The sequence below is a fragment of the Edaphobacter lichenicola genome (genome assembly GCF_014201315.1).
GTDB classification, from domain to species: Bacteria; Acidobacteriota; Terriglobia; order Terriglobales; family Acidobacteriaceae; genus Edaphobacter; species Edaphobacter lichenicola_B.
Map to the genome: position 1 here is coordinate 148,613 of NZ_JACHDY010000007.1, position 21,921 is coordinate 170,533.

The window sequence follows — 21,921 nt, forward strand, 5'->3', positions numbered from 1 at the left end:
GTAAGTGGATTGGATCCAATGGGTTGGCGGGAGGGGGTGTCGCTAAAGCATTGCATTCATGTGGGTTGCTTCTAAAATATTTGTTTTGTGCAGGTTATGGGCGAAAGAGTATGCGTTTCGGCTTTTGCGACGTTGAACCTGATGTGCGTGGCCCTGGTGTGTTGTGGTCCTTTCGTGGTGCGTTGGTGGCGATTTGTGGTGAGTTAAATGCGAAGGGCTGCCACAGCTTTCGCCGCCGGCTGCCCTTGGGTTGATCTCTTACTTTTAATTGTAACGAATTGGATATAACTCATACGCCAACTTTGGCGAAGATTCTTTGAACTATTTTTGACTCTCACCCGGAGCTCGCGCAGGTTATGGACACAACCGAAGCTAGAGCCTGTTATGAACTTTAGCCAGTGCAATGTGAAGTGCCCATGGATATGCGCTCGTATCGCGACAGTGCCCACAGAGAGAAGGACAGGGTGCAGACACTTAGATAGGCGAAGTTGTATCGTAGCTTTTCCGAGTGGAGGGCAAAGGTAACAACGAACGGCGCAAGCATCACGAAGCTGGTGATGCTGAAGGTGAGTAACAGACGCGGGAGATTCATGCGCACAAAAAAGGTGGTGCAGGCCGCCATCACGGCGAGCAGCGGAAGGGTCCAGCGAGGATGAAGTGCGCTCGGGATGTACCGTAGCTTCACTGCATTTTGGTCAAGCTGCTGCAGGAGATGCGTGAAGGTATGAGGAGCGAAGATCGGAAGAGTGACAGCGGCGGCGGCGATAAGAACGAGGACAAACAATGCGCCGGTGCGAGAGCGTGAAGTGCGTTGCAGTGTGAGCGCCAGCAATGGAATAAGAATAACCGCATAGATGATGCGTGAAGAGAGAGTGACTCCGAGAAAGAGCGCGGCAGCAATGCTGGCATAGAATGCGCGGTCAAGCGACCGAATGAAGAGTGCGACAGCGATTGTTAGATAGAAGAAGTTGGTGAGATAGTCGCCGCCCGAAGTGAAGTCGCTGAGATTTCCAGGTGCCAGCAGAAGAAACACTGCGAGGAAGAAGAGAGCGGTTGCGCGGTGGCGGAAGAAGCGAATCGCGAAGACGAAAAAGAGGGCGAGCCAAAGGAAGTTTTGCCAGGCAATGTGACCGAGCGCGAAGAAGGGTGCGGTTAGCAACATGGCTCCGGGCAGGGGGGTAGGCGGATTGCCCAGGAAGGTATGGGTGTCATAAGGGTACTGGTGGTGGTGGACAGCATTGAGTTCTATGCGGAGAGCATCTTCTCGGTCAGAACCAACGTTGAGGGTGTGTTTCAGGGAGATGGGATAGAGTACTGAAAATGCTGCAGTGAGAATGAGGAATAGAAGCAGGAGCCAGCCGGCGCTGATCTGACGTTGTTGCTGGTTGAGTCGATCGAGCCAGTGCATTCCCTGAGCGATGAACAGAATACCGAGCAACATAGCCGCGGTGGCTTTGCCATAAGTCAGATACTTATAGATTGCAGCCCAGGAGATGAGCGTCCAAGCAGCGCAGATGCTGAAGATAAGCAGAAACCGATGGACGGATGGATTCATCTTTTTGGGAACTATAGAGCGATCCCACCGTTACAGTGTCTCGGGCATGTATCAGAAATGTCATTTTAGTGGGAACGACTCTATCACCTTGCCTCTGCGGTATTGCATCCAGATGGGTTGCGCCTAAAATATTTATTTTGTGCGGGTTAGGGGCGTCGGCGTGGCGCATTTGGCCTTTTCGCGTCGTTAGAGCGATGTGTGTGGCCGTGGTGTGTTGTGGTCCTTTCGTGGTGCGTTGGTGGTGAGTTGTGGTGAGTTAAATGCGAAGGGCTGCCCAGCTTGCGCCACAGGCAGCCCTTGGCTGCAAAGCATCGCACCGAGGCAGCAGGTCACCACATCAACGCAGCCAATAAGCACGATACTGGCAACGTGGATGAGGCGCACGAACACTCGCAGAAGGCCCATGAGTCATCGACGGCGGCGCATGGCAAATCGACGGATGCGCATTCGAAGTCTGCGGCATCGTCCAGCAAGAAGTAGTTCGGTAGCCAGAACGGATTTGAAGGGGCTGCGGTGATCCGTGACCCCTTTGACATTTAAAGGTTTTGGCGGCCAACTTCCCGTGAGTAACGCATCTCTCACTAGTTGATTCTCAAGTGGCAGTAGGGCCGGGATCAAACTATAGATCGACACAGGAGAGATATATGCCGCTTAAGGATGTTTTGCTGGATGAGTTGCGCGATATGTACAGTGCGGAAAATCAGTTGGTGAAGGCGCTGCCCAAACTCGCCAAGGGCGCGAAGAATGCGAAGCTCAAGGAGTTGTTTGCTGCGCATCTAGAAGAGACGAAGGGCCAGGTTGAACGCTTGAAGGAGGTCTTTGGGCATCTGGAAGCGAAACCGACCGGAGAGCACTGCAATGGGATGGAAGGCATCGTGGAAGAGGGCAAGGATGCGCTGGAGAAGGATGAGGCGGGAGCGTCGTTCGATTGCGGTTTGATTGGTGCGGCGCTACGGACTGAGCACTATGAGATAGCGGGCTACCAGGCGACGATTGCCATGGCCAAGACGCTGGGGATGCAGGACGTAATCGACTTGCTGACGGAGAACCTGAGCGAGGAGCTGGCCGCAGCAGCGAAGATTACCGAGGCTGCGCAGCCGATTCTGATGCAGAGTTCCGAAGAGCCGGAGCATAAAAAGAAACCCAAGTCTGCCAAGGAAAAGTACTCGGCACAGAAGAGCCGTGAAGATGAAAACCAGGCGGCTGCGGGTTTGAAGAGACGCGCTTCTTAGGCTGGGTAAGAATCTCAGAGAGAGAGCCTCCCCGCTGGGGGCTTTCTTTGGGGCAAAAATCGGTTTGAGCTTCGTTTGGATTAACTGCGAGAGTGCCTCATGTGGTTAGCCGGTTGATCTGTCGTCCCTCTGCATCGAAGTTTGCGGGATCGAGCCAACGCTCAAAGGCGCGCTTGCGGTTGGGCCACTCTGTATCGAGCATGGAGTACCAGGCGGAGTCGCGGCTGCGCTTCTTTATGACCATGTGCTGACGGAAGATGCCCTCGAAGGTGAATCCGAACCGCTCGGCTGCTCGCCGCGAAGGGAGATTGAGCGCATTGCACTTCCACTCGTAGCGTCGATAGCCCAACTCCTCAAATACATATCGCGCCAGGAGATAGATGGTTTCGGTTGCGGCACGAGTTCTTTGCAGCTCGGAAGAGAACAGGATGTTGCCGACTTCGATGACACCGTTGGGCGCGTCGATCCGCATGAGGCTGGCGTAACCAGCGGCGCTTTGGGCTTGTCGTGCGGTCTGTCTGGAGGTCTGTTTGGGGAGGACAGCGAAGAAGCGGGAGGCGGTGTCGTTCTCTTTGGCGCGGAGAGCCTGAAGGCAGTCCTTTTCGCACGCGTAAGGGCCGTCGCCGAGCCACGCCCAGACCGAATCGTGACCGTTTACAGCCGACCAGATCGCCTGTCCGTGGTGTGCCGCTGTGAGTGGTTCGAGCCGAACCCATTGACCGTCCAGGACAACGGGTTGAGGCAGGCGTGCGGGCTTCCAGTCTTCCAGGTTGAGAGTGGGCTCAGACACCGGATCATGATAGCAGTGGAGGCCTGCAGGTTTGCGCGCGGCTGGAGAGAGTTGGAAGGGAAAAGGCACGGCTTGCGCCGTACCCGTCTTCTAGTTTGCCGGGTGAAAGCCGACCAGAACCGCGACGAAGATCACTCCAAAGAGAATGACCAATAGCGGCCACCAACGATCCACCCAAGACATCGACTCAGTTGACGAACTCATCTCACATCCTCCGTTAGCTACCTTCAAATCCTAACCGAGAACCTGCGTCCGACTCAATTCTGCTCTGCGGTATTGCGAGGATGATGCGCTGAAAGACTCCACGTGCCGGGGATGTATGCAATCTTTGTACTTGATGGCGTTGAAAAAAAGTCGGCCACTGAGGCGGCCAGCACTTAGATTTGTAGAGTGTCAGTTTGTATGCAGGAGTCCTGAATGAAACTCGCGATCCCGGTTGCCTCTGCTCTTTTATTCGTCTCCGTATCGTTGCCTGCCTTTGGCCAGAGTCCAGAGACAACGGGTGCTTCCGGCGACAGGTCGGCGATCTTGCGGGAGTACGACCAGGCCATCGATGAGGTTGCCGAACACGCCATGCGCTCGGTGGTGCAGATAGAAGTTACCGGCTTTGGAAAACCGGAGAGCAGCGAAGACGATGAGGATCCGACGACGTTGCAGCGACAGCGCGTGATTGGGTCGGGAGTTATCGTCGATCCGGACGGCTATATCGTGACCAATAACCACGTCGTCGCGGGTGCGCTTCGCATTCGCGTGATCGTAGCGCCGACGACGGTGGAGTTGGTGACGTGGCACACGCAATTGGCGAATCCGCAGCGCGTCTACGAAGCGACGTTGATCGGTACGAATCGATACGCCGATCTTGCAGTCATCAAGATCGAAGCTCACGACCTTCCTGCGATTGCGCTGCCGGAGCCGTTTCACGTGCGTTTGGGACAGACCGTGATTGCGATTGGATCGCCGCAAGGGCTGGACCATACGATCACCAAGGGAATCATCAGTGCGGTGGGCAGACAGCCCGAGTTGGATCGCCCGATGGTGTATGTGCAGACCGATGCGCCGATCAATCCGGGCAATAGTGGTGGACCGCTGATCGATCGCGATGGCAATTTGATCGGGATCAACACCTTTATCTATAGCTCGGGAGGCGGAAGCGAGGGCCTGGGATTCGCGGTTCCCGAGCCTGTAGTTCGCTTTGTGTACTACGAGTTGAAGGCGCACGGATTTGTGCCTTCGGTTTCGATTGGAGCGCATGCGCAGGCGATCACTCCTGACCTTGCCGCAGGCCTGAAGCTGACCCAGGATCATGGCGTGATCTTCTCTGATGTGGATATGGGTGGTCCGGCCGCAGCAGCGGGGCTGAAACCTGGCGATATTGTGGAGATGATCGATGGTGTTCCAATCGACTCGTTTCCGAAGTACACGGCTTTTCTATATGTTCACGCGCGGGGAGCGCCACTCCGTATGGTGGTGTCACGCGTCGGTAAGCAGATGACACTCTCGGTCAACGCAGTTGATTCGCTTCCGATGGTGGATAGCTTGTCGGATCTGACGAATCCGAAGAAGGATCTTATTCCCTCTCTCGGCATCTTTGTCGTCGATCTCAATGATTTTATCGCTGCAGCTTTGCCTGGACTGCGCTCGAAGCGTGGCGTTGTGGTGGCCGGCGTTCTGTCTGGAGAGCCTGCTACGCTCGCCACTCTTGAGGTAGGGGACGTGGTCCGCGCTATCAATGGGAGGGCGCTGAATACCACCGAGGAGTTGCGGCAACAGCTTGCGAACTTCAAACCGGGAGACTCGGTAGCGTTAGAGGTGGAACGCCAGTCGGTCTTGCAGTATGTGGCCTTCGAAGTGGAGTAGCAGGTATTTGACTGATTGTTCTGGCAAAACTGCTCGGCTTATTGGCATAGCCTCGCCCAGGTTCCTGGCCCACCTTGCATTCCATTGCATGTACGGGGAGAAGAGTTATGCCACAGGGTTCGAGATGAGCCCTTCCTCACAAAAAGAAAACGTAACACGACTGTGCGCGACAGGATAATATTTAGCGAAATATTCGACATAGTTTCCTTGGGGCCTGGCGTTGAATGATCCGGCTGGTGCGTCTCTGCTTGAAAGATTTTCGATCTCTCTCTTAGGGGAGTTGGAGAGCGGCCCTCGTGCGCGGATTTTGTCGCTCGGCATCTCCGATCTGCTGCCGGGGTCTTCCATTCTTGTGTATCTCCTCGACAATAAAAAGTTGGCCTGGATGTTGAAGGCCGCAGTGGGCGAAGTGTCGGTCGACCGGCGCGGCATTCCATTTGATTCGGGAGGCCTTGGTGCCGTAGCAACGGAGCGCACGATTCTGCAATTCAGCGCCGAGGATTTGAGTCGAGAAGACTTTGCGCATCTTGATATTCGTCAAAGTTTTAGTTCTCTTACCTATATTCCTGTCTTACTTCAGGAAGAATTACTGGGCTGCGTTGAGATTGTTAGTTTTTCTGAGCCACCTACGGAGGCTGTGCTCGAAACCGTGGTAGAGATGACCGATAGTGCTGCGGTTGCCTTCGGCGCAGCACTGATTTATGAGTTGGAACGAAATGCTGGCCTCTCTTCCGTGCTTCGACTCACGCAACTTTACGACATTGAAAAAGTGTTCAATGCGACGCTCGAGATGCAGGAGCTGCTTCCTGTGATCTGCTCCAAGGTGCAGGATCTTGTGGGAGCAACCGTAGTCAATTTGTGGATGGTAGATCAGGACGATCTGATGCTGATACAGCAGGCTGGCGAGGATTCGGCTGCGGGAGTGGGAGATCGCCAGGTGGCGGGTGGGGGCATCGTTGGAGATGTCGGCGAGAACGGCGAAACCGTTTTGTTACAGGGAGACGACGATGCGTTGCAACAGCGGAATCTGCGATCGACCGCAGCGGCCAGTTCCTTGATGGCTGCACCTTTGGTGAAAGACGAGAACTTGACCGGCGTGCTCGAGGTGGTCAGCTACGACCCGGAGTTTCTCTTCAGCGATGATGATCTCTTCACTTTGACGCAGGTGGCCGAATCGGCGGCCCAGGCGCTGCATAACTCTTCCCTGCTGCAGGCAGAACGAAAGATTGAGATTCTTCAAACACTGGTCAGCGTCAGTCAGGAGATAACCTCCACGCTGAATTTGCAGCGAGTCCTGCAGGCCATCGTGAATCAACCGCAGCTTGTGATTCCGTATGAGCGCGCGGCGATCGCTCTGGAGCAGAGAAACAGAGTTACTGTGCAGGCTATCTCGGGAGTGACGAAGCTGGATCTTTCGAACCCGGAGGTCGCGTCGCTCAACGGCCTGCTCAGTTGGGTGGCCGGATTGGAGACGGAGGTCTATGTCACGCAACATGAGGAGGAGATCAGCGATACGCGACCTGAGACGCGCGAGAAGTTTCGGCGCTACTTCGAGACGACTGGCTCGCGCAGTTTCTATGCCATCCCTCTTGGAGATGACGAAGGCACGTTGGGAATACTGTCGTTTGAGAGCTCCGATCCGAATTTTCTGACTACGCTGCACTTTGAAATCATCAAGATTCTGGCGAGCCAGGCGACTCTTGCGTTGCGGAATGCTTCGCTCTATAAGGAAGTTCCGTTTATTGGCATACTTGAACCGCTTATCGAAAAGCGACGCCGCTTTATGGCGATTGAGAAGCGTCGCCGCGCGCTGATTTTGACGTCGTGCCTTGCGGTGTTGCTCGCTTTGATTTTGGTGCCGTTTCCGATGCGGGTTGTTGGACAGGCGCAGGTGAGCCCGGCCCAGACTCAATATGTTCACGCGGAAGAAGACAGCGTTGTGCAGAAGGTCTTCGTTCATGAGGGAGACACGGTGCTGCCCGGAACTCCGCTTCTTCAAATGACGGATTGGGGTCAGCGGGCGAGTCTTGCTGCGGCACAGGCGAAGTACAACACGGCTATGGCACAGATGACTCGCGCCCTGATCGAAAACGATGCGACGGTTGCGGGGCAACATCAACTTGAGTCGGATTATTTGCATGGTGAAGTGACGCGGTTGAACGACAGGCTCTCTCGAACGACGGTCCATGCGGACATAGCGGGCGTTGTCGCGACCCCGCATGTCGAAGATCTTGTCGGGAAAAAACTGTCGAGCGGAGACCCGCTGGTGGAGTTGGTGAGCACAGAGAACGTGGTTGTGGATGTGGCGGTACCGGAACGGGATGTTGAACTTCTGAGGACCGGCGCACCGGCCAATATCAAACTGGAGTCGTTCCCGACTGCAACCTTCAGCGGGACGGTTAGCGTGATCAGCCCATCGGGCAAAGCTATGGGCGACGTCCATGTCTTCTTCGCACGAGTAGCGGTACCCAATCCGAAGGGTGATCTGAGGCCGGGAATGCAGGGTCTCGGAAAGATTCGAGTGGGAACGCGCCCGTTGGGATATGTGTTGTTTCGTGATTCGGCTCTCTGGACATGGTCCAGGCTTTGGAAGTGGTTTAGCTGGTGAGGGTCGAAATGAAGCATCTCTTTGCGGTGATGATTGCGGCGTCTGTCCAGTCGATGAGTCTTGGTTGCGCTCCGAGTACAGCTCAACTACACCCCTCGCAGGGACAGGAAACGCGCACGATGCAGACGGCAAACTCTCAGCCCATGAAGAGCGTGGCGCCGCCTCACGGGCTAGTCGTTAGCGGCCCTATTACCCTGGAGCAGCAACTCGATATCGTGGCTCTTCGAGCTGGAGTGATCGTGGCACTTCCGGCCGATGTGGACACCGTGGTGCAGAAGGGTCAGTTGATGGCGGGGCTCGATGCGCGCCAGTTGGAGGCTGATCGCAATACGGCCAGGTATAAAGTCGAGAGTCTTGAAGCGGACCTGAAGAACTGGCAGTCTGAACTGCAGGTTCGCGAGACCGATATGCATCGGGCGGAGGCGATGCATAAGGAAGGAATCACCACCCAGGAGGCCTATGACCATAGCCGCTACGAGGTTGCCGCGAGCCAGTTTGAAGTGGAGCGGCAGCGCGGGGAGATGCTGAGCGCGAAGGCCAACCTGCAATCGATCGATCTGGAGTTGGAGAAGACAAAGTTCGTTGCGCCTTTCAAAGGGGTGGTGGCGCAACGCTATGTGCGGCTTGGCCAATATGTGACGACCGGAGATAAACTCTTTCGCGTGATGGGCGCATCGCCGCTCGAGGTGCGATTCACTCTGCCCGGGGCAGAGGCAGCTCTGCTTAAGCGGGGAGCGCTGGTGACCGTATCGCCTACGCCTGAGTTCCAGCAGACTACCGATGCGACGGTGACACACGTGAGTCCCGTCGTCGACCCTGGCAGCGGCACGATTGAGGTGACTGCCGTGTTGAAGAATCGGCTGCCGGGACTTATCCCAGGCACGGTCGCCTCGGTACGGATTGCGAGATGAATCTCGCCGAAGCATTTAATGCGGCGCTGCCCGATCTGCCTGCACGCAGAAGCCGGACCACGTCTCCCAAACTGGATCCAGCGGTGGTGTTCCGCGAAAATATCGAGGATGGCAAGCCGATTATTGTTGCCCTCATTCGCGGCACGGACAAGATCTACCGATTTGGCTTGGATCAGTGGCGAATTATCGAGTTGTTCGATGGAATACGCTCCTACGAAGACGTAGCCGCGGCACATGCTGAGCTCTATAGCGTGGCCTATAGCGTCGATGATCTGAAGGAGTTTGCCGGCGGCCTGGATGACGCCGATTTCTGGTACAAGACACCGCTGGAAAAGAATATTGCGCTGCAGCAGAAGCTTGAAAGCAGCAGGCATCAACATAGCAATCGCAAGTCGAAGTGGGGTGACATCTCGCATATGCAGTTCTCTGCATGGGATCCCGACCGATACTTCAATCGCATCTATCCCTACTCCCGCTGGCTCTACTCACGATGGTTTACCACGCTTACACTCCTTCTCTTCGGATTCATGGTGGCTTTGTTCTTCGCGAACTGGGCTCAGATTGGTCGAGATACCGTTCAGTTTTATACGTTCACGGAAAAGAGCGCATCCGATCTTGCGGAGTTCTGGATTCTATTCTTGATACTGGGGTTCTTTCATGAGTCCGCGCACGGGCTGACGTGCAAACACTACGGAGCAGAGGTTCACGCGATGGGCTTTCATCTCATCTACCTGACTCCCGCATTCTTCGTTGATGTGAGTGAAGCCTGGGTCTACGCGAACCGCTGGCAACGTCTGGTTACGATCATCGCCGGCATATGGGTGGAGATGATCTTCTGTGCTATTGCGACGATTGTGTGGTGGGGGACCCCTGCTGGAAGCGACGCGCATGACCTTGCTTACAAGATCATGCTGTTGACGGGCGCCGCTGTGATCGTTGTGAATATGAATCCGTTGATCAAGCTCGATGGCTACTACGCTTTCTCTGAGGTGATTGGCTTCTCGGATATCAAGGAAAAATCAACGGCGTACCTCTCAGGCCTTGTGAGGGGAAAGATCTTTCGGCTTCCCGTCGAGGTGGAGTATGTGCCCAGGCGCAGGCGGTTCGGCTACCTTCTGTATGCCATTCTCTCCGGCATTTACAGCTACAGCCTTCTCTACACCGTGATACGTTTCAGCCATAACGTCTTTCTGAAGTACAGTCCCGACTGGGCGTTCCTGCCCGCTCTGGCGCTGGCAGTGGTCATCTTTCGCTCGCGCATTCGCATCTTTCTGAGGTTCGTTCAAACCGTGTATCTGGACAAAAAAGACCGGGTTCGATCGTGGTTCACCGCTACTCGCTTCAGTGTGGCTGCGGCTGTTCTTCTCGTTCTTTTGTTCGCACCCGTTTTGCATGAGACGGTGAGCGCCAGGTTTGTCCTGGAGCCAAGCCGGCGCGAGGTTGTGAGAACGATCGTTCCCGGCCGGGTCGCAGAGGTGCTGGTTGCTGAGGGGCAGAGCGTTGTTGCCGGGGAACCCCTGGTCAGAATGCAAAACGCTCAGATAGATGCAGGGCGTACGAGATCACAGGAGGAGTTCGCTCTGACCGGTGTGCAACGGGTACAGGCTCAGCTGACGCAGGCTGATCTTAGCTCTGTGTCGCAGGAACATGCGCGGGCGGGAGTAGAGCGAACCATCGCACAGGAGGAGACCGAACAACTTGCCCCGAGCGCGCCGATGGCGGGAACTGTGATGACGTCGCATCTGCGGGATCTCGCGGGCACGTACCTGGATGCCGGTGCAACGATCGCAGAGATCGGCGAGACCGACCAGATGCGGGCTCGAATGTTTGTCCTGGAATATGCTGTGCCCCGAGTGCAGTACGGCGCCAGGGTTCATCTGCTGGTGGATGGACGATTCTCACCGGCTACCACTCGCGTGGAGGATTTGCAGCCGGCACCGGAGGCTTTGGCGACCGCGCTTGTGGGGACTAAGAGCGAGAAAGAAGAAGGCATTCTGAAGTACTACGTCGCCGACGCGTTGATACCCAACGATGGCACTCTGCACGATGGGATGACTGGAACCGCAAAGATCACGGTGCAACGTCGAAGCGTCATGGGTCTTATCGCTAAAGAGGTACGGGAGTTTTTCGATCGGAAGGTTTGGTGAGGGTGGGCTTAACGAGAAAGAGGAAGAGCCTTAACTCTTCCTCCTTTACGTACTTCGATAAGAGAACCAGGAACAGACTTCCAAAGAAACATCACGGGCCTATTGGAAAAACCCAGGCGTGCAATTACATCTGGACAGAGAGGCCCAATTGGCAGATATCTGCTGCTAAAAGTCCATCGCTCTTTTAGACCACTTTCTTGGAGAGCGAGATTTGCTTGGACAGGTGGGCTTGCTTGGAGAGCGAGATTTGCTTCGACAGGTGGGCTTGCTTGGAGAGCGAGATTTGCTTCGACAGGTGAGCTTGCTTGGACAGCTGGAGTTGCTTCGACAGGGAGACACCGCCAGCGACCTTCTTCGCCAACATGACACGGCTGGCAACTGGAGCGTTCGATGCCGAGACATCGGGATTTGCGCTCTTGACGGCCGGGGCAGACTTCTTGGTTGACTCGAGGTTGCTGATCAATGATTTCTTCTGGATAGCCATGATGTGTTTCCTCCGAATGTCGAATCAGCTTTAGCAAGCTGTTGCCTTACATGATTGCAATCCTTTTGCCAAACGCGAAGGCAGTGCATTTCAGCCCAAAACACCCGATTCTTGGGAGTTTTCATCTTCGGCTGATCCATGTGTCTCTCTCGAAGTCCCGTTCGAGGGGGCAAATTTAACCTGCCTAGGGTTAATTTTTAACCCGACTGGTTGATTTGGTATTTGCGACAAAGGTACTTCATCTTTTCCTTGGAGATCTGCAACAAGGTGGCCGCTCCGTTCTTGCTGCCGGCCCTGCGTAAGGCCGCCGTGAGATAGGCGACTTCGATACGGGCCAGCTCATCGTCGAGATCGAGGCCGTCCGCAGGCACCAGGATCTCGTCCTGTTTCGCCGTATTCTCCTGGATCACTTTATCCGGAAGATGCTGAACTTCAATCAGATCGCCGTCGACCATCAGGGCCAGACGCTGGGCCAGATTTTCCAGTTCCCTTACATTGCCCGGCCAGTTGCTTGTTTCGAGAACCTGCAAAGCTTCGGGCGAAAAACGCTTCTGCGGCAGATCTCCTGCCGTGCAATACATCCTGAGATAGTGGTCGAGCAGGAGAGGCACATCTCCTGTCCGCTCCCTCAAGGGCGGGAGGAAGACGGGGATGACGCAGATCCGGTAGTAGAGGTCCTCACGGAACTGACCTCTTTTTACCATCTGGTCCAGATTGTCGTTGGTCGCTGCGATGAGCCTGAAATCTATCTTTCGCGGGCTTTTGCCGCCGATTCGCTGGACGACCCGCTCCTGAAGCACACGCAGCAGCTTGCTCTGGAGAGGCAGGCTGAGCGAGCCGATCTCGTCAAGGAATAACGTTCCGCCGTCGGCCAACTCGATCTGTCCGGGATGGACGGCGTGAGCGCCGGTGAACGATCCTTTTTCGTGGCCGAAGAGCTCGGACTCCATCAGGGTCTCGGGGAGGGCGGCGCAGTTCACGCTGATCATGGGCTGGTTGCGGCGAGGACTCAGGGAGACGATCGCGCGGGCGGCGAGTTCTTTTCCGGTGCCGCTCTCTCCGCGCAGCATCACGGTGCTGTTGCTCGCTGCTACGCGGCGGAGGATCTCATAGACGCGCTGCATGGCTTCGCTGCCGCCGATCATCTCGCAGAAGGTGCTCTTCCGTGCAATCTCGCTGCGAAGCTGGTTTGCTTCGAGCCGCTCGCGATGGCGGGTGCCCGCCTCCAGCAGGTACTCCCGGAGTTCGGGGAAGTCTACCGGCGCGAGGAGGAACTCGTCCCCGCCTGCTTTTTTTGTGCGCTGGCGCGCGTTCCGCAGAGGGGTGCGCGAGATGGCGAGGCATAAGATCTGCGGCGCGGCGGCACGCACGGATTCGATGTAAGCAAAGACGTCGGTGCCATCGGGGACGATCGTGTCGAGATCGATGACGACGATCTCGGGGGTTTGCTCGGCGAGGCTTTGGAAGAGGGCTACTGAATCTGGTGCCATGCGGATGAAGAACGCAGGTGCCAGCTCCTGACCGATATCATGGAGGGCTGCGTCATCGCTGGTTGCAAAGAGCAACTTTAGTCCGTCATGGAGTCCTGCTGCAGTTGCAATCGATGCCACGCACAGCCTCGGTTGGAAAGAGTTCTTTCGACATTACAGCAAAGCCGGAATTATTCGAAAGTTCTCTTATAAATGATCTGGCTAGCGGACGACTTGGAAGGTGCGGCCCCAGCGGGCGAAGTCGACTACAGAGTCGATTTTGCCGGGGTGGCGGCGGGTGGGAGTGGCGGTGGCGGATTGGGCTAGGCTGGCGCCTGTGCCGTCGTTGCCGCCATAGCCGTCGGTGTCGTCGGGGTCGTGGGTCTGGAGGGAGAAGTAGATGACCAGGGGTTTGCCTACGATGGCTTCGCGGGGGACGAAGCCCCAGTAGCGGCTGTCTTCGCTGTCGTTGCGGTTGTCGCCGAGGACGAAGTAGTTGCCGGTCGGGATGATGAGCTCGTTGTTTTCGATGAGGGAGCGCATGCGGATCCACCAGTGGGAGTCGATCTCGGGGTCGGCGCTGTGGAGGCGGGGGAAGTTGTCGCGGAAGTTGTCGGGCGGGCTGGGGCGGTAGACGGCGTAGGGCTCGGTGAGGGCGTGGCCGTTGATGTAGACGCGGCCATCGCGGAGGCGGAGGTGGTCGCCGGGGAGGCCGATGACGCGCTTGACGAGGTGGAGGGAGGCGTCGACGGGGTCGTGAAAGACGATGATGTCGCCGCGGCGGATGGCGGCGGTGGGAAGGAGGGTGCCGGCGCCGTCGGGGGCCGCGGCTTGTTTGTCGACGAGGAGGAAGTCGCCGACGAGGAGGGTGGACTCCATGGATTCGGAGGGGATGCGGAAGGGCTGCACGCAGAAGGTGATGATGAAGATGGCGATGACGATGAGGTGCAGAAGGGATTGGAGGGCGGTGAAGACGCTGGACCTGTCGTGGTGGACCGGGTGGCGGCGGTGAGTGGGGTTCGGGGTTGGATGGCGTAGTTGCTGGGCGCCGACGGTGGAGGGGCTGTGCGTGGCGGGATGGCTGGAGACGACGGCGGGTTGGGTCATTCGACCACCTCCGCGGTTACGTCAAGGGAGGCGGCTTCGGCGACCAGGCGGGCTTCGGCGACGAGACGCTCGAATGCGAGGCGGGCCGCGGCTTGTTGGGCTTGTTTCTTGGTGGAGCCTTCGGATTCGGCGAGGGCACGAGAGCCGCCGGCTTTGTCTTCGATGCGAACCTCGACGCGGAAGCGCTTCTGGTGGTCGGGGCCGCTCTGGTCGGTGAGGACGTACTGCGGCTGGCCTGCTCCGGTGGCTTGAAGGTGCTCCTGCAGGGCGGATTTGTGGTCGCCGATGGCGCCGCTGAAGGTCTTGCTGCCGTGGAGGGCGAGGTTGAGGTCGGGTAGGGCCGGCTCGATGATGTGTCTTTCGATGAAGGCGCGGGCGGCGTCGAGGCCTCCATCGAGATAGAGGGCCGCGATGACGGCTTCGAGGGCGTTGGCCAGGAGCGCGGGTTTCTTGCGGCCGCCGCTTTGTTCTTCGCCGCGTCCGAGACGGAGGAGCGAGCCGAGGTCGATGCGGGCGGCTACCTCGCCGAGGTGGCTGCGGCTGACGAGGGAGGCGCGGAGGCGGGTGAGTTCGCCCTCGCGAGAGGCTGGGAAGCGGCGGAAGAGAGCTTCGGCGACGGCGAGACCGAGGACGGCGTCGCCGACGAACTCAAGCTGCTCGTTGTCGGCGGCTGGGTCGGGGAGGGTTTCGGGGTTGGTCTCGTAGGCGAGCGAACGGTGGGTGAGAGCCCAGGTGAGGAGATCGGGACGCTGGAAGATGTGTTCGAACAGAGCCGGGGGGGCGGCGTTCGATTGCGATCGTCCGGGCTTTTTTTGGCGCGTCGTCATAGAACTTCCCTGCTCTACTTTACCGGAGGGAGATGGCCTGGTGCTAAGGGGTAGACGCTCGTTGGTAAAGGAATGAAGCGGATTTTCAGGGAAAGCTTACTCTTGCGGCAGGTGGTCGGGGTGAAGTTCCTATGCTGCCAAGGGTTTGTGCGGCCATGGGCAGCATCGAGCGAAACAAAGACAGAAGCAGATCCCTGCGGGATGACAAACAAAAGACAAGCAAAAGCAGAAGCAACGGCAAGAGCTACGGCAATGCCCTAGTGTGGCGGTGGGGGGCGGTAGGCGTCTTTTTCGGCTTTGCCGCTTGGGTCTAGCGGGGCGTTATCATCGTCTTCGTCCTGGGCTGGGTGGGCGGATTTTGGCGCGACGAAGGGCTCCTTGATTCCCTTTTCGGCGGCTGCTTTGGTGTCGGGCTGGGCGTCGCGGACGGTGAGCGCGGCCTGGTACTCGGCGACGGCCTTCTTGCGATCATCTTTGACGTCGTAGAGGCGGCCTAAGTAGATGTGCGACCAGGCGAGGGTTCGGGGGTCCTTCGAGGAGTCGAGTACCTCCTGAAAGTCGGCGAAGGCGGCTCCGGGCTGGCGCTGCATGAGGTTGACGCGAGCGAGGACGTAGTGGGCCTGGGCGTGGTCGCCTTTGGGGTCGGCGAGAACTTTGTTGGCGATGTAGGAGGCGCCGTCGAGGTCGCCCTTGAAGATCTTCTCTTCGGCGAGTTGCAGGCCGGTGAGCTGCTGCGGGGCGCGACGCAGAACATCACGGCTTCCGGAGGGCAGGAAGGCGATCTGCTGGGCACGATGGCGCTCGCGCTCTACGTCCATGCCGTAGACCATCTCGCCCATGTACTCCTTGAGGCTGACGGACTCTTTCTCCATCTGACCGACCTGGTTGTAGAAGTACTCGGTGAGCACCCAGCCCTGGCGCATGGCGAGATCGACAGCTTTGCGGCGGGTGGCTTCGGCTTCACGCTCGTAGGCGCTCAGGTCGGCGTTGTACTGCTCGATCTCGGCGCGCTGCTTGACCGCGGTGGGCTTGGTTGGCTTGGAGATGCCTACGTCCATGGTTCGGGCTTCAACAGCTTTGATGAGGCACTCGGTGATGAGAGGCACGATCTCAGTCTTGAAGGTGTAGTCGAGCGGCGCATCCTGAACGGCTTTGAGGAGAGGCTGGAGGCGCTCCATCGCGGAGGCGCGGGAGTAGACCAGGGGCTCGATCTCGTAGTGGAGATAGCTGTGGCGGATATCGTCCATATGGACTGCGCCGAGAGGTTCGGCCGCCGGTGAGGTGACGACGATGTAGTCGTTGGAGTAGATGCGTGCGTTGGTGGTGGAGGGAGAGAGCATGGGTTCGAGCAGGACGAGAAAGCGGCGTCCGTCGTAGCTGCTGACCGGGAGATGGAGATAGACGTTGGTGTTGAGAATGGTTCGGGTGAGTGGATCGTGGACGCGCTTGAGGAGGTCTTCGTACTCCGGACGATGTTCAATCCAGAGGGCATGGAGGTGTACGTCCTCGGCAAAGGTTCGGAGGAGCGGGAGAATGTTGACGACCTGGGTGGAGTCGGGCGGCAGCTCTGTTTCGCCGACGATGGGGGCGAGGCTTGGGGGCGGTGAGAGATAGAGAGCGAGCGAGATGTACTGGGCGAGGTTTAGGCTGGCGTCGTTGAGTGTGTGCTCACGGACGTAGCCGCAGAGCGCGTCCCTGCTGGCGCGGGCTTCGGGGGAGGCGGCAACCTGCGCGTTGATGTCATCGCGAATCCTGAGGCGCACCGGGGCGGAGTTGGCGAGGTCGGCGTCGTAGCCGCAGACGTTTAGCGCAACGGCAAGATCGAAGAGGGGCTCGCTGGTTTCGAGAGTGATGGCCGAGCCGCCCGCTTCGGGTTGAGCGATGCGGGGTGCAGATTTGGTGGGGGGCTCTTTGGAGATTGTCGTGTCGGTCGTGCCCTCGGAACTGCTGCTGGAGGAGCTTGATTGCGCCCTGACGCCGAGAGGGGCCAGGAGCAAGGAAGACGCGAGGCACACGAGGAGAGATGCGGGATGGCGAGAGGAAAACGGTTTTGTTGAAAGGGACACGATATGGATTCGACGCTCCCGTGAAGTTTATGGGAGCGAAGGTGTGAGAGGCAACCTGCCCACGGAATGGGCCAATTCAGGAGAGCGGAGTTTCGCGAATCTCCATGCTGCGAATAAGGCCATCTTGCACAAGATAGATGTGTTGCACCATGTGATCGACGAGGACTTTACCGGTGAGATCGCGAACTACCTGATGGACTTGAACGATGGTGCGTCCATCCGGGCCGGAGGCAAAGCCAGCGGGTTCGACGTGAGGGTCGAGGATGGCCCACTGGCGTGTCCAGTAGTCCCGCACGGCATGGTGGCCGTGGACACGACCGCCCTCCATCCCGTTGGGCCAGTCCACATCGGGGTGCATGAGGTTGAGGACAGAGTCGATGTCGCGAGTGTTGAAGTGTTTGTAGGCGGAGGCGAGAAGTTCGCGGTCAGTCTGCATGGGCTTCTACTTTTGCTTCTATTGGATGGGCGATCGGCTTGCTAGCCGCGGACGGAGATGCCTGAGAACGTCAGCACGACGCGCCCGCGCACCGGAGCACCGAAGACGCTGGCCGGCTGGAAGACGCTGGTCAATAGCTGGTCGACCACCTGGCTCTGGACCGCAGAACTCTCAGGTCCGGAGACGATGCGGTAGTCATAGACCTTCCCATCTGAGTTCACGCTGGCCTCAACGACGATGACTCCGTCGTGATCGGTGAGGATGGCGTGCGGGTTGACCGAGGAGTAGAGATAGTGGGGAGAGGTCATCGCGCCGAGGGGCTCGTCGTTCGCCATCACGGGCTCCGGCGCAGCGAAGAGTCCGAGAAGGAGGGCGATGCTGCCGACGAGTGCGATGGTGCCGGCGAAACCTGCGGAGACCTGAAGAAGCATAGGACGGGCTGTGTTGTCCCACATGAGGGACACGGTATCGATCCAACTCGATTTGCGTTTGGATTGCTCGTGCGAGATAGCCAGCCGAAGCCGAAGCGCCAGGTCAGCGGGCGCCTTGGCCGGTCCCACGCTTGAGAGCATCTGCTGGGTGGTACGCCAGGCGGTAAATTCGCGCTCGCATACGGCACAGCTCTCCAGGTGCGATGCGATCTTATGCATCTGCTGTCCGCTGACATCGCCATCGAGATACGCCGAAAAAGAAGATTGGCACTTCAGACATGTCAGGGGAGTCATCGGGCCACCTCAAGCTTAGACGTCTGAGGGTCTGTGGAAGTCGCAGAGTCGGTTGCAGCGATGGCGTCATCGGCGTTCAGGATTGCGCGAAGGGCGGAGCGGCCACGGGTGAGTCGCGACTTCACAGTGCCGAGGTTGACGTTGAGGATCTCGGCGATCTCTTCGTAGGCGAAGCCTTCGATCTCGCGCAGGATGACTACGGTGCGAAAGGCCTCGGGGATCTGGCGAAGGGCGGCTTCGACGCGCTCGCGAACTTCGGCCTGGACGGCGTGGTCGAAGGGAGAGTCGGACTGATCGGCGAGTGTGGATGCGAGGCTGAGATGGCTATTTTCCGCATCGGGATCGGACTCGAAGGAGGAGTCGATGGTGATCTCCTGCTTTTTGTGGCGGGACCACCATCGTCTTTGATTGGAGGCCTCGTGCAGCGCGATGCGGTAGAGCCAAGTGCGCAGGCTGGCTTCGCCGTGGAAGCCGCGAATGCTGCGGAACACCTTGATGAAGACTTCCTGGGTGATGTCTGAGGCGTCTGCCGGGTCGTTGAGGCTGCGTGCGATGAGCGAGTAGAGCGGCTGATGGTACTGTGCGATGAGCACAGCGAACGCCTCCTCGGAGCCGGCCTTGAGGTCAGCGATGAGAGCGACGTCTTCTGTGGTGATGCCTATCGCACTGGCTAGATTGCCCACTATCGTGCCCGCCTGCATATCGGGTGTCCTTTACATTACGACGTGATGAATCGCTATGCAACTTTCGAGCGTGCGACGCTCTAAAAAGGTGTTAGGAACTGCGCCGCCGGCGGCCGAGTGCTCGCTCACTCTATTAGCTTTAGACACCGGGACATGGGAGATAAGTTCCCGCGCACGTTGACTAATATCGCGCTCTCGGCCAGAATAGAAAGAGTCCTTCCTAAGAGTGGGCCTGTGGCGCAGCTGGGAGCGCGCTTCCATGGCATGGAAGAGGTCATCGGTTCGATCCCGATCAGGTCCACCAAACAACCCCTTACAAATCAGATAGCTACAGGAAGTAGGCTCCCTCCTTCCCTTTGCAGTTTGGTGTCATTTGGTGTCACGCGCGCCGATGACCTCCGCCGACTGCTGACGACCGCTCCGGTTGACGCCGACTCTTTCGAAGCCTTCCGGCCCCGGGCACCCGACTTTCTCAACTCCGAATTGATCGAGTTAATCGTCGATTGCACGCTCGCTGGGATCTCCTGCATATAGACATCCGTACCGTTTCGTTATCGGTTGTGGAACGGTTCTCCTCTGCGGTTCGCTATGGCTGAACTTCTCCTTAGCCCACCGGCCAATCCCCAATCGCTATATCCGTATCGACGAAATGGGACGCGCCCAGGCGATACAGTACACCGACCTGAATTACAGCCCGCGCGAAGGCGAAGTACGTACCTATCTAACGGATTGGGTGAACTACCGGTTCACCATCAATCGGGAGGTCATCGCGAAGAAGTATCCGTTGAACTACTACTTCCTCTCGCAGCCTCTCGCGTCGCAGCTCATGGCTTCCGACAATCAGAACCATCTCGTCTCCCGAGTGACCGCAGGACAGGTGGAGTCGGGGGATGTTCAGGTGCGGAACGTCACCATCACATCTATGTCGGAGGAGATGGTGCAAGGTACGCGAGTCGCGCGAGGAACAGCGCTTCTCACGCTGGATAAGCTCTTCTCGGAACAGACTTCTCATCAGCCCCGAACGGAGCACTGGTTGCCCGGCTCCGGCGCTTGCGGGAGAAAGAGGCCATGCTGCGCTCGATACGGGGCGGCTGACTGCGCGTGCAGTTCCAAACCCACAACCCCTGCAGTCGGGGGATGTGTCTCCAGATCGAGTTGGAGGAGTTTGAGCAGTGTCGCCGTATCCTGCAACGGCAATGCAGGACGAACGGTGCGCTCATGCTCTGCTCCGCCGTCGAGACGCAGCACGACACGAAGCGCGGCGATGGCCAGTGCCTTCCCGCGAACACGCTCCAGTAACTCCGTCGTCATGCGGGAGAGCAGAAACAGAAGACGTTCCAACTCCTCTACTGGAAAGTCCAGTTCCATTCGCTCCACCGGCTTCGAAGCTCGGTCTATCGGGAACATCAAGTGCGGCCATGTACCGCACGCCAGAGAATGCAGTCTCTTTCCAGCCTGTCCGAGCCGCGCAATCAAATCTGTCTCTGCCAGCGCGGCCAGTTCCGCACAGGTGCGAATACCCCAGACCGCAAAGGTCGCTTCATGCTCCGGCGCAAGCTCGAGCGCCGTGACCGGGAGTTGGCCGATCGCGTGCGCCTCGCCGCCGGACGGCACAACGGAGACGCCAGCCCTGCCACATGCGAGCGATATGGCGGCGTGGAAATTTTCGGCGACGGCAATGTTCGCAAGAAAGCCCGCCGTCATCACACTCCGTCGCAATTTATTCGCAAGCTCCACAGCATTGCCGTACAGGAGATCCATGCCGCGAATATCGAGCGCATACGTGCCGGGCCGCTCTTCCACCGACTCGATACGGGGCGAGAACATGCATGCGATGTGGTGAAGCGTGGCATGGGCCGTATGCTCGTGCTCGATAACACGACGGAGCGCGACGACTTCCGAGAATGCTTCGGCCTGTATCCGAGTCATACCGATCTCGACACCCTGAGAACGTGCTGCATTGTTCGCCGCAAAGACCATCTCGCTTGGCGGCTCTCCATCCAGCACCACAAACGGACTCTTCCGCAACTCCGGGCGCTGGTGCGCCGCGGCCTGTGCGAAGAAGTTCGACGGATGGAGAACGGCGTACATTACCGGACCCTCGACCAAAGCGTCTCCGCCGACCAGCTCACGCGCTGCGCTGGTCTCCTATGCATGAAAGGCGAGCCTTCGTTGCGGTTGCGTTCCCGTGCGAACTGGTACTGCTGTCTCTCGAACAACGGAGTCTCGCCCTGGCTACTGAATGGCACAACTGAGGCCGGGTCACAGCGAAGAGACAATGTCGCGCAACTGCTGGCGCAAGGCGATTGCGTGAGGAAAACTAACGCGGTGCGCGCATGTTCTGCCGCCAGCCGGAAGCGATACCACGTGCCCAACGGGATGCGTTGCGTGTGTTGCGGCAACGCATCGCTCATATCAAGCACGACCGCTGCAAAGCCTCCTGTTTGCAAGAGGAGATCGGTCGCCTTCAGTGCTTGCTCCAGCCGGGACCAAGGCTTATCTGCCAGCTTCGTTCGGCGTTCCGCAGACATGCGAAGCCAGAGCAGTCGCCGTAATTCCACACCGGAAGCCGCTGCTGTCTCCGGCGACAGGGCATCGCTCACATCGACCCAGGCGCAGGCATTACCAAGCTGGGTGATCGAGGCGAGGGTACAAAGAGCAAACGAGGTCTTGCCCGTGGAGGATGGGCCGCTGACTTCGGTGATGGTTCCGCGCGGGATACCACCCCCAATCATGGCGTCCACCTCCGGCATGCCGCTCGCAAAGACCTCCGGCGCTTGTTTGATCTTGAGCGTGAGCGCGGCAGGCACACGTTGCGCTAACGTGGATTCGATCTGGACCCGAATTGTGGCAGCGGAGGGCATAAGCGTATTCGCTTTATATTCGCCTATTCGATTACCATTCCGCTAATCTCGCTTGCTCTGGAAAGGGTGCATTCACTTGTAAGTCATTGGAGAATAAGGGCAGAATAATTGCTGCAACAAGCCGCTTACGTACGCCCGTGGGATCGATCGGGTGAAACTC

The 21,921-nt window shown here is 58.0% G+C and carries 18 protein-coding genes, 1 tRNA gene and 1 pseudogene; 8 read left to right on the top strand and 12 right to left on the bottom strand.

What is annotated here, in order from left to right; translation table 11 throughout:
* Positions 1-391: 391 nt before the first annotated feature.
* Entirely contained in the window at positions 392-1,555 is a 1,164-nt protein-coding gene (locus HDF09_RS19255; RefSeq protein WP_183769090.1) for a hypothetical protein, read from the bottom strand.
* Between the two features lie 297 nt (positions 1,556-1,852).
* Between HDF09_RS19255 and HDF09_RS19260 the strand changes: the two genes are divergently transcribed.
* On the top strand, positions 1,853-2,035 hold the full coding sequence (locus HDF09_RS19260) for a hypothetical protein (protein ID WP_260181810.1): 183 nt from the start codon (positions 1,853-1,855) through the stop codon (positions 2,033-2,035).
* A gap of 164 nt (positions 2,036-2,199) precedes the next feature.
* The gene (locus HDF09_RS19265; RefSeq protein WP_183769092.1) at positions 2,200-2,787 is read left to right on the top strand and encodes a ferritin-like domain-containing protein; all 588 of its coding nucleotides are present in this window, start codon (positions 2,200-2,202) and stop codon (positions 2,785-2,787) included.
* Between the two features lie 97 nt (positions 2,788-2,884).
* On the opposite strand, the gene HDF09_RS19270 is transcribed toward HDF09_RS19265, so the two are convergent.
* Positions 2,885-3,577, bottom strand: a complete 693-nt coding sequence (locus HDF09_RS19270; RefSeq protein ID WP_183769093.1) for a GNAT family N-acetyltransferase — start codon at positions 3,575-3,577, stop codon at positions 2,885-2,887.
* A gap of 417 nt (positions 3,578-3,994) precedes the next feature.
* On the opposite strand from HDF09_RS19270, the gene HDF09_RS19275 reads away from it, so the two are divergent.
* From HDF09_RS19275 to HDF09_RS19290, 4 genes are all read left to right on the top strand, one after another.
* The gene (locus HDF09_RS19275; RefSeq protein ID WP_183769094.1) at positions 3,995-5,434 is read left to right on the top strand and encodes a trypsin-like peptidase domain-containing protein; all 1,440 of its coding nucleotides are present in this window, start codon (positions 3,995-3,997) and stop codon (positions 5,432-5,434) included.
* 220 nt (positions 5,435-5,654) lie between these two features.
* The gene (locus HDF09_RS19280) at positions 5,655-8,042 is read left to right on the top strand and encodes a GAF domain-containing protein (protein WP_183769095.1); all 2,388 of its coding nucleotides are present in this window, start codon (positions 5,655-5,657) and stop codon (positions 8,040-8,042) included.
* Positions 8,043-8,050: 8 nt separating this feature from the next.
* Positions 8,051-8,953, top strand: a complete 903-nt coding sequence (locus HDF09_RS19285; RefSeq protein WP_183769096.1) for an efflux RND transporter periplasmic adaptor subunit — start codon at positions 8,051-8,053, stop codon at positions 8,951-8,953.
* Positions 8,950-11,100 carry an HlyD family efflux transporter periplasmic adaptor subunit gene (locus tag HDF09_RS19290; RefSeq protein ID WP_183769097.1) on the top strand — a complete coding sequence of 717 codons (2,151 nt, stop codon included), beginning with the start codon at positions 8,950-8,952 and terminating at the stop codon, positions 11,098-11,100. The genes HDF09_RS19285 and HDF09_RS19290 overlap by 4 nt, the downstream gene beginning before the upstream one ends.
* Before the next feature lie 184 nt (positions 11,101-11,284).
* Here the strand turns inward: HDF09_RS19290 and HDF09_RS19295 are convergent, their stop codons facing one another.
* The 8 genes from HDF09_RS19295 to HDF09_RS19330 all read right to left on the bottom strand — a co-directional run bounded on the left by HDF09_RS19295 (position 11,285) and on the right by HDF09_RS19330 (position 18,915).
* Complete coding sequence (locus tag HDF09_RS19295; RefSeq protein ID WP_183769098.1) at positions 11,285-11,584, bottom strand: hypothetical protein; 300 nt, start codon at positions 11,582-11,584, stop codon at positions 11,285-11,287.
* Positions 11,585-11,781: 197 nt separating this feature from the next.
* Positions 11,782-13,194, bottom strand: coding sequence for a sigma-54 dependent transcriptional regulator (locus HDF09_RS19300; RefSeq protein WP_183769099.1), 1,413 nt, complete (start codon positions 13,192-13,194; stop codon positions 11,782-11,784).
* A gap of 81 nt (positions 13,195-13,275) precedes the next feature.
* Complete coding sequence (lepB, locus tag HDF09_RS19305; RefSeq protein ID WP_183769100.1) at positions 13,276-14,160, bottom strand: signal peptidase I; 885 nt, start codon at positions 14,158-14,160, stop codon at positions 13,276-13,278.
* Positions 14,157-14,987 (bottom strand): ribonuclease III, encoded by an 831-nt coding sequence (gene rnc / locus HDF09_RS19310; RefSeq protein ID WP_183769101.1) that lies wholly within the window; start codon positions 14,985-14,987, stop codon positions 14,157-14,159. The genes lepB and rnc overlap by 4 nt, the downstream gene beginning before the upstream one ends.
* Positions 14,988-15,244: 257 nt before the next feature.
* Positions 15,245-16,984 (bottom strand): hypothetical protein, encoded by a 1,740-nt coding sequence (locus tag HDF09_RS19315; RefSeq protein ID WP_221270215.1) that lies wholly within the window; start codon positions 16,982-16,984, stop codon positions 15,245-15,247.
* Positions 16,985-17,129: 145 nt separating this feature from the next.
* Positions 17,130-17,489, bottom strand: coding sequence for a nuclear transport factor 2 family protein (locus HDF09_RS19320; RefSeq protein WP_183769102.1), 360 nt, complete (start codon positions 17,487-17,489; stop codon positions 17,130-17,132).
* 41 nt (positions 17,490-17,530) lie between these two features.
* Positions 17,531-18,214, bottom strand: a complete 684-nt coding sequence (locus tag HDF09_RS19325) for a zf-HC2 domain-containing protein (RefSeq protein WP_183769103.1) — start codon at positions 18,212-18,214, stop codon at positions 17,531-17,533.
* Entirely contained in the window at positions 18,211-18,915 is a 705-nt protein-coding gene (locus HDF09_RS19330) for an RNA polymerase sigma factor (protein WP_183769104.1), read from the bottom strand. The genes HDF09_RS19325 and HDF09_RS19330 overlap by 4 nt, the downstream gene beginning before the upstream one ends.
* A 210-nt stretch (positions 18,916-19,125) precedes the next feature.
* On the opposite strand from HDF09_RS19330, the gene HDF09_RS19335 reads away from it, so the two are divergent.
* Positions 19,126-19,201: transfer RNA gene (locus HDF09_RS19335), tRNA-Ala, on the top strand.
* Positions 19,202-19,423: 222 nt separating this feature from the next.
* A pseudogene (locus HDF09_RS20955) lies at positions 19,424-19,933 on the top strand (VirB8/TrbF family protein); the annotation flags it as partial.
* Here HDF09_RS20955 and HDF09_RS19345 read toward each other — a convergent pair.
* Together HDF09_RS19345 and HDF09_RS19350 are read right to left on the bottom strand one after the other, a co-directional pair.
* Entirely contained in the window at positions 19,909-20,988 is a 1,080-nt protein-coding gene (locus HDF09_RS19345; RefSeq protein WP_183769105.1) for a DNA polymerase Y family protein, read from the bottom strand. The pseudogene HDF09_RS20955 and the gene HDF09_RS19345 sit on opposite strands and share 25 nt — an antisense overlap.
* The gene (locus HDF09_RS19350) at positions 20,988-21,761 is read right to left on the bottom strand and encodes a P-loop NTPase family protein (protein WP_183769106.1); all 774 of its coding nucleotides are present in this window, start codon (positions 21,759-21,761) and stop codon (positions 20,988-20,990) included. Before HDF09_RS19350 ends, HDF09_RS19345 begins: the two co-directional genes overlap by 1 nt.
* Positions 21,762-21,921 lie beyond the last annotated feature (160 nt).

Bases quoted from the DNA above. Each gene is read 5' to 3' on its own strand.
- HDF09_RS19255 (WP_183769090.1), bottom strand. From the start codon at position 1,555: ATGAATCCATCCGTCCATCGGTTTCTGCTTATCTTCAGCATCTGCGCT.
- HDF09_RS19265 (WP_183769092.1), top strand. From the start codon at position 2,200: ATGCCGCTTAAGGATGTTTTGCTGGATGAGTTGCGCGATATGTACAGT.
- HDF09_RS19275 (WP_183769094.1), top strand. From the start codon at position 3,995: ATGAAACTCGCGATCCCGGTTGCCTCTGCTCTTTTATTCGTCTCCGTA.
- HDF09_RS19285 (WP_183769096.1), top strand. From the start codon at position 8,051: ATGAAGCATCTCTTTGCGGTGATGATTGCGGCGTCTGTCCAGTCGATG.
- HDF09_RS19290 (WP_183769097.1), top strand. From the start codon at position 8,950: ATGAATCTCGCCGAAGCATTTAATGCGGCGCTGCCCGATCTGCCTGCA.
- HDF09_RS19295 (WP_183769098.1), bottom strand. From the start codon at position 11,584: ATGGCTATCCAGAAGAAATCATTGATCAGCAACCTCGAGTCAACCAAG.
- lepB (WP_183769100.1), bottom strand. From the start codon at position 14,160: ATGACCCAACCCGCCGTCGTCTCCAGCCATCCCGCCACGCACAGCCCC.
- rnc (WP_183769101.1), bottom strand. From the start codon at position 14,987: ATGACGACGCGCCAAAAAAAGCCCGGACGATCGCAATCGAACGCCGCC.
- HDF09_RS19320 (WP_183769102.1), bottom strand. From the start codon at position 17,489: ATGCAGACTGACCGCGAACTTCTCGCCTCCGCCTACAAACACTTCAAC.
- HDF09_RS19325 (WP_183769103.1), bottom strand. From the start codon at position 18,214: ATGACTCCCCTGACATGTCTGAAGTGCCAATCTTCTTTTTCGGCGTAT.
- HDF09_RS19330 (WP_183769104.1), bottom strand. From the start codon at position 18,915: ATGCAGGCGGGCACGATAGTGGGCAATCTAGCCAGTGCGATAGGCATC.
- HDF09_RS19345 (WP_183769105.1), bottom strand. From the start codon at position 20,988: ATGTACGCCGTTCTCCATCCGTCGAACTTCTTCGCACAGGCCGCGGCG.
- HDF09_RS19350 (WP_183769106.1), bottom strand. From the start codon at position 21,761: ATGCCCTCCGCTGCCACAATTCGGGTCCAGATCGAATCCACGTTAGCG.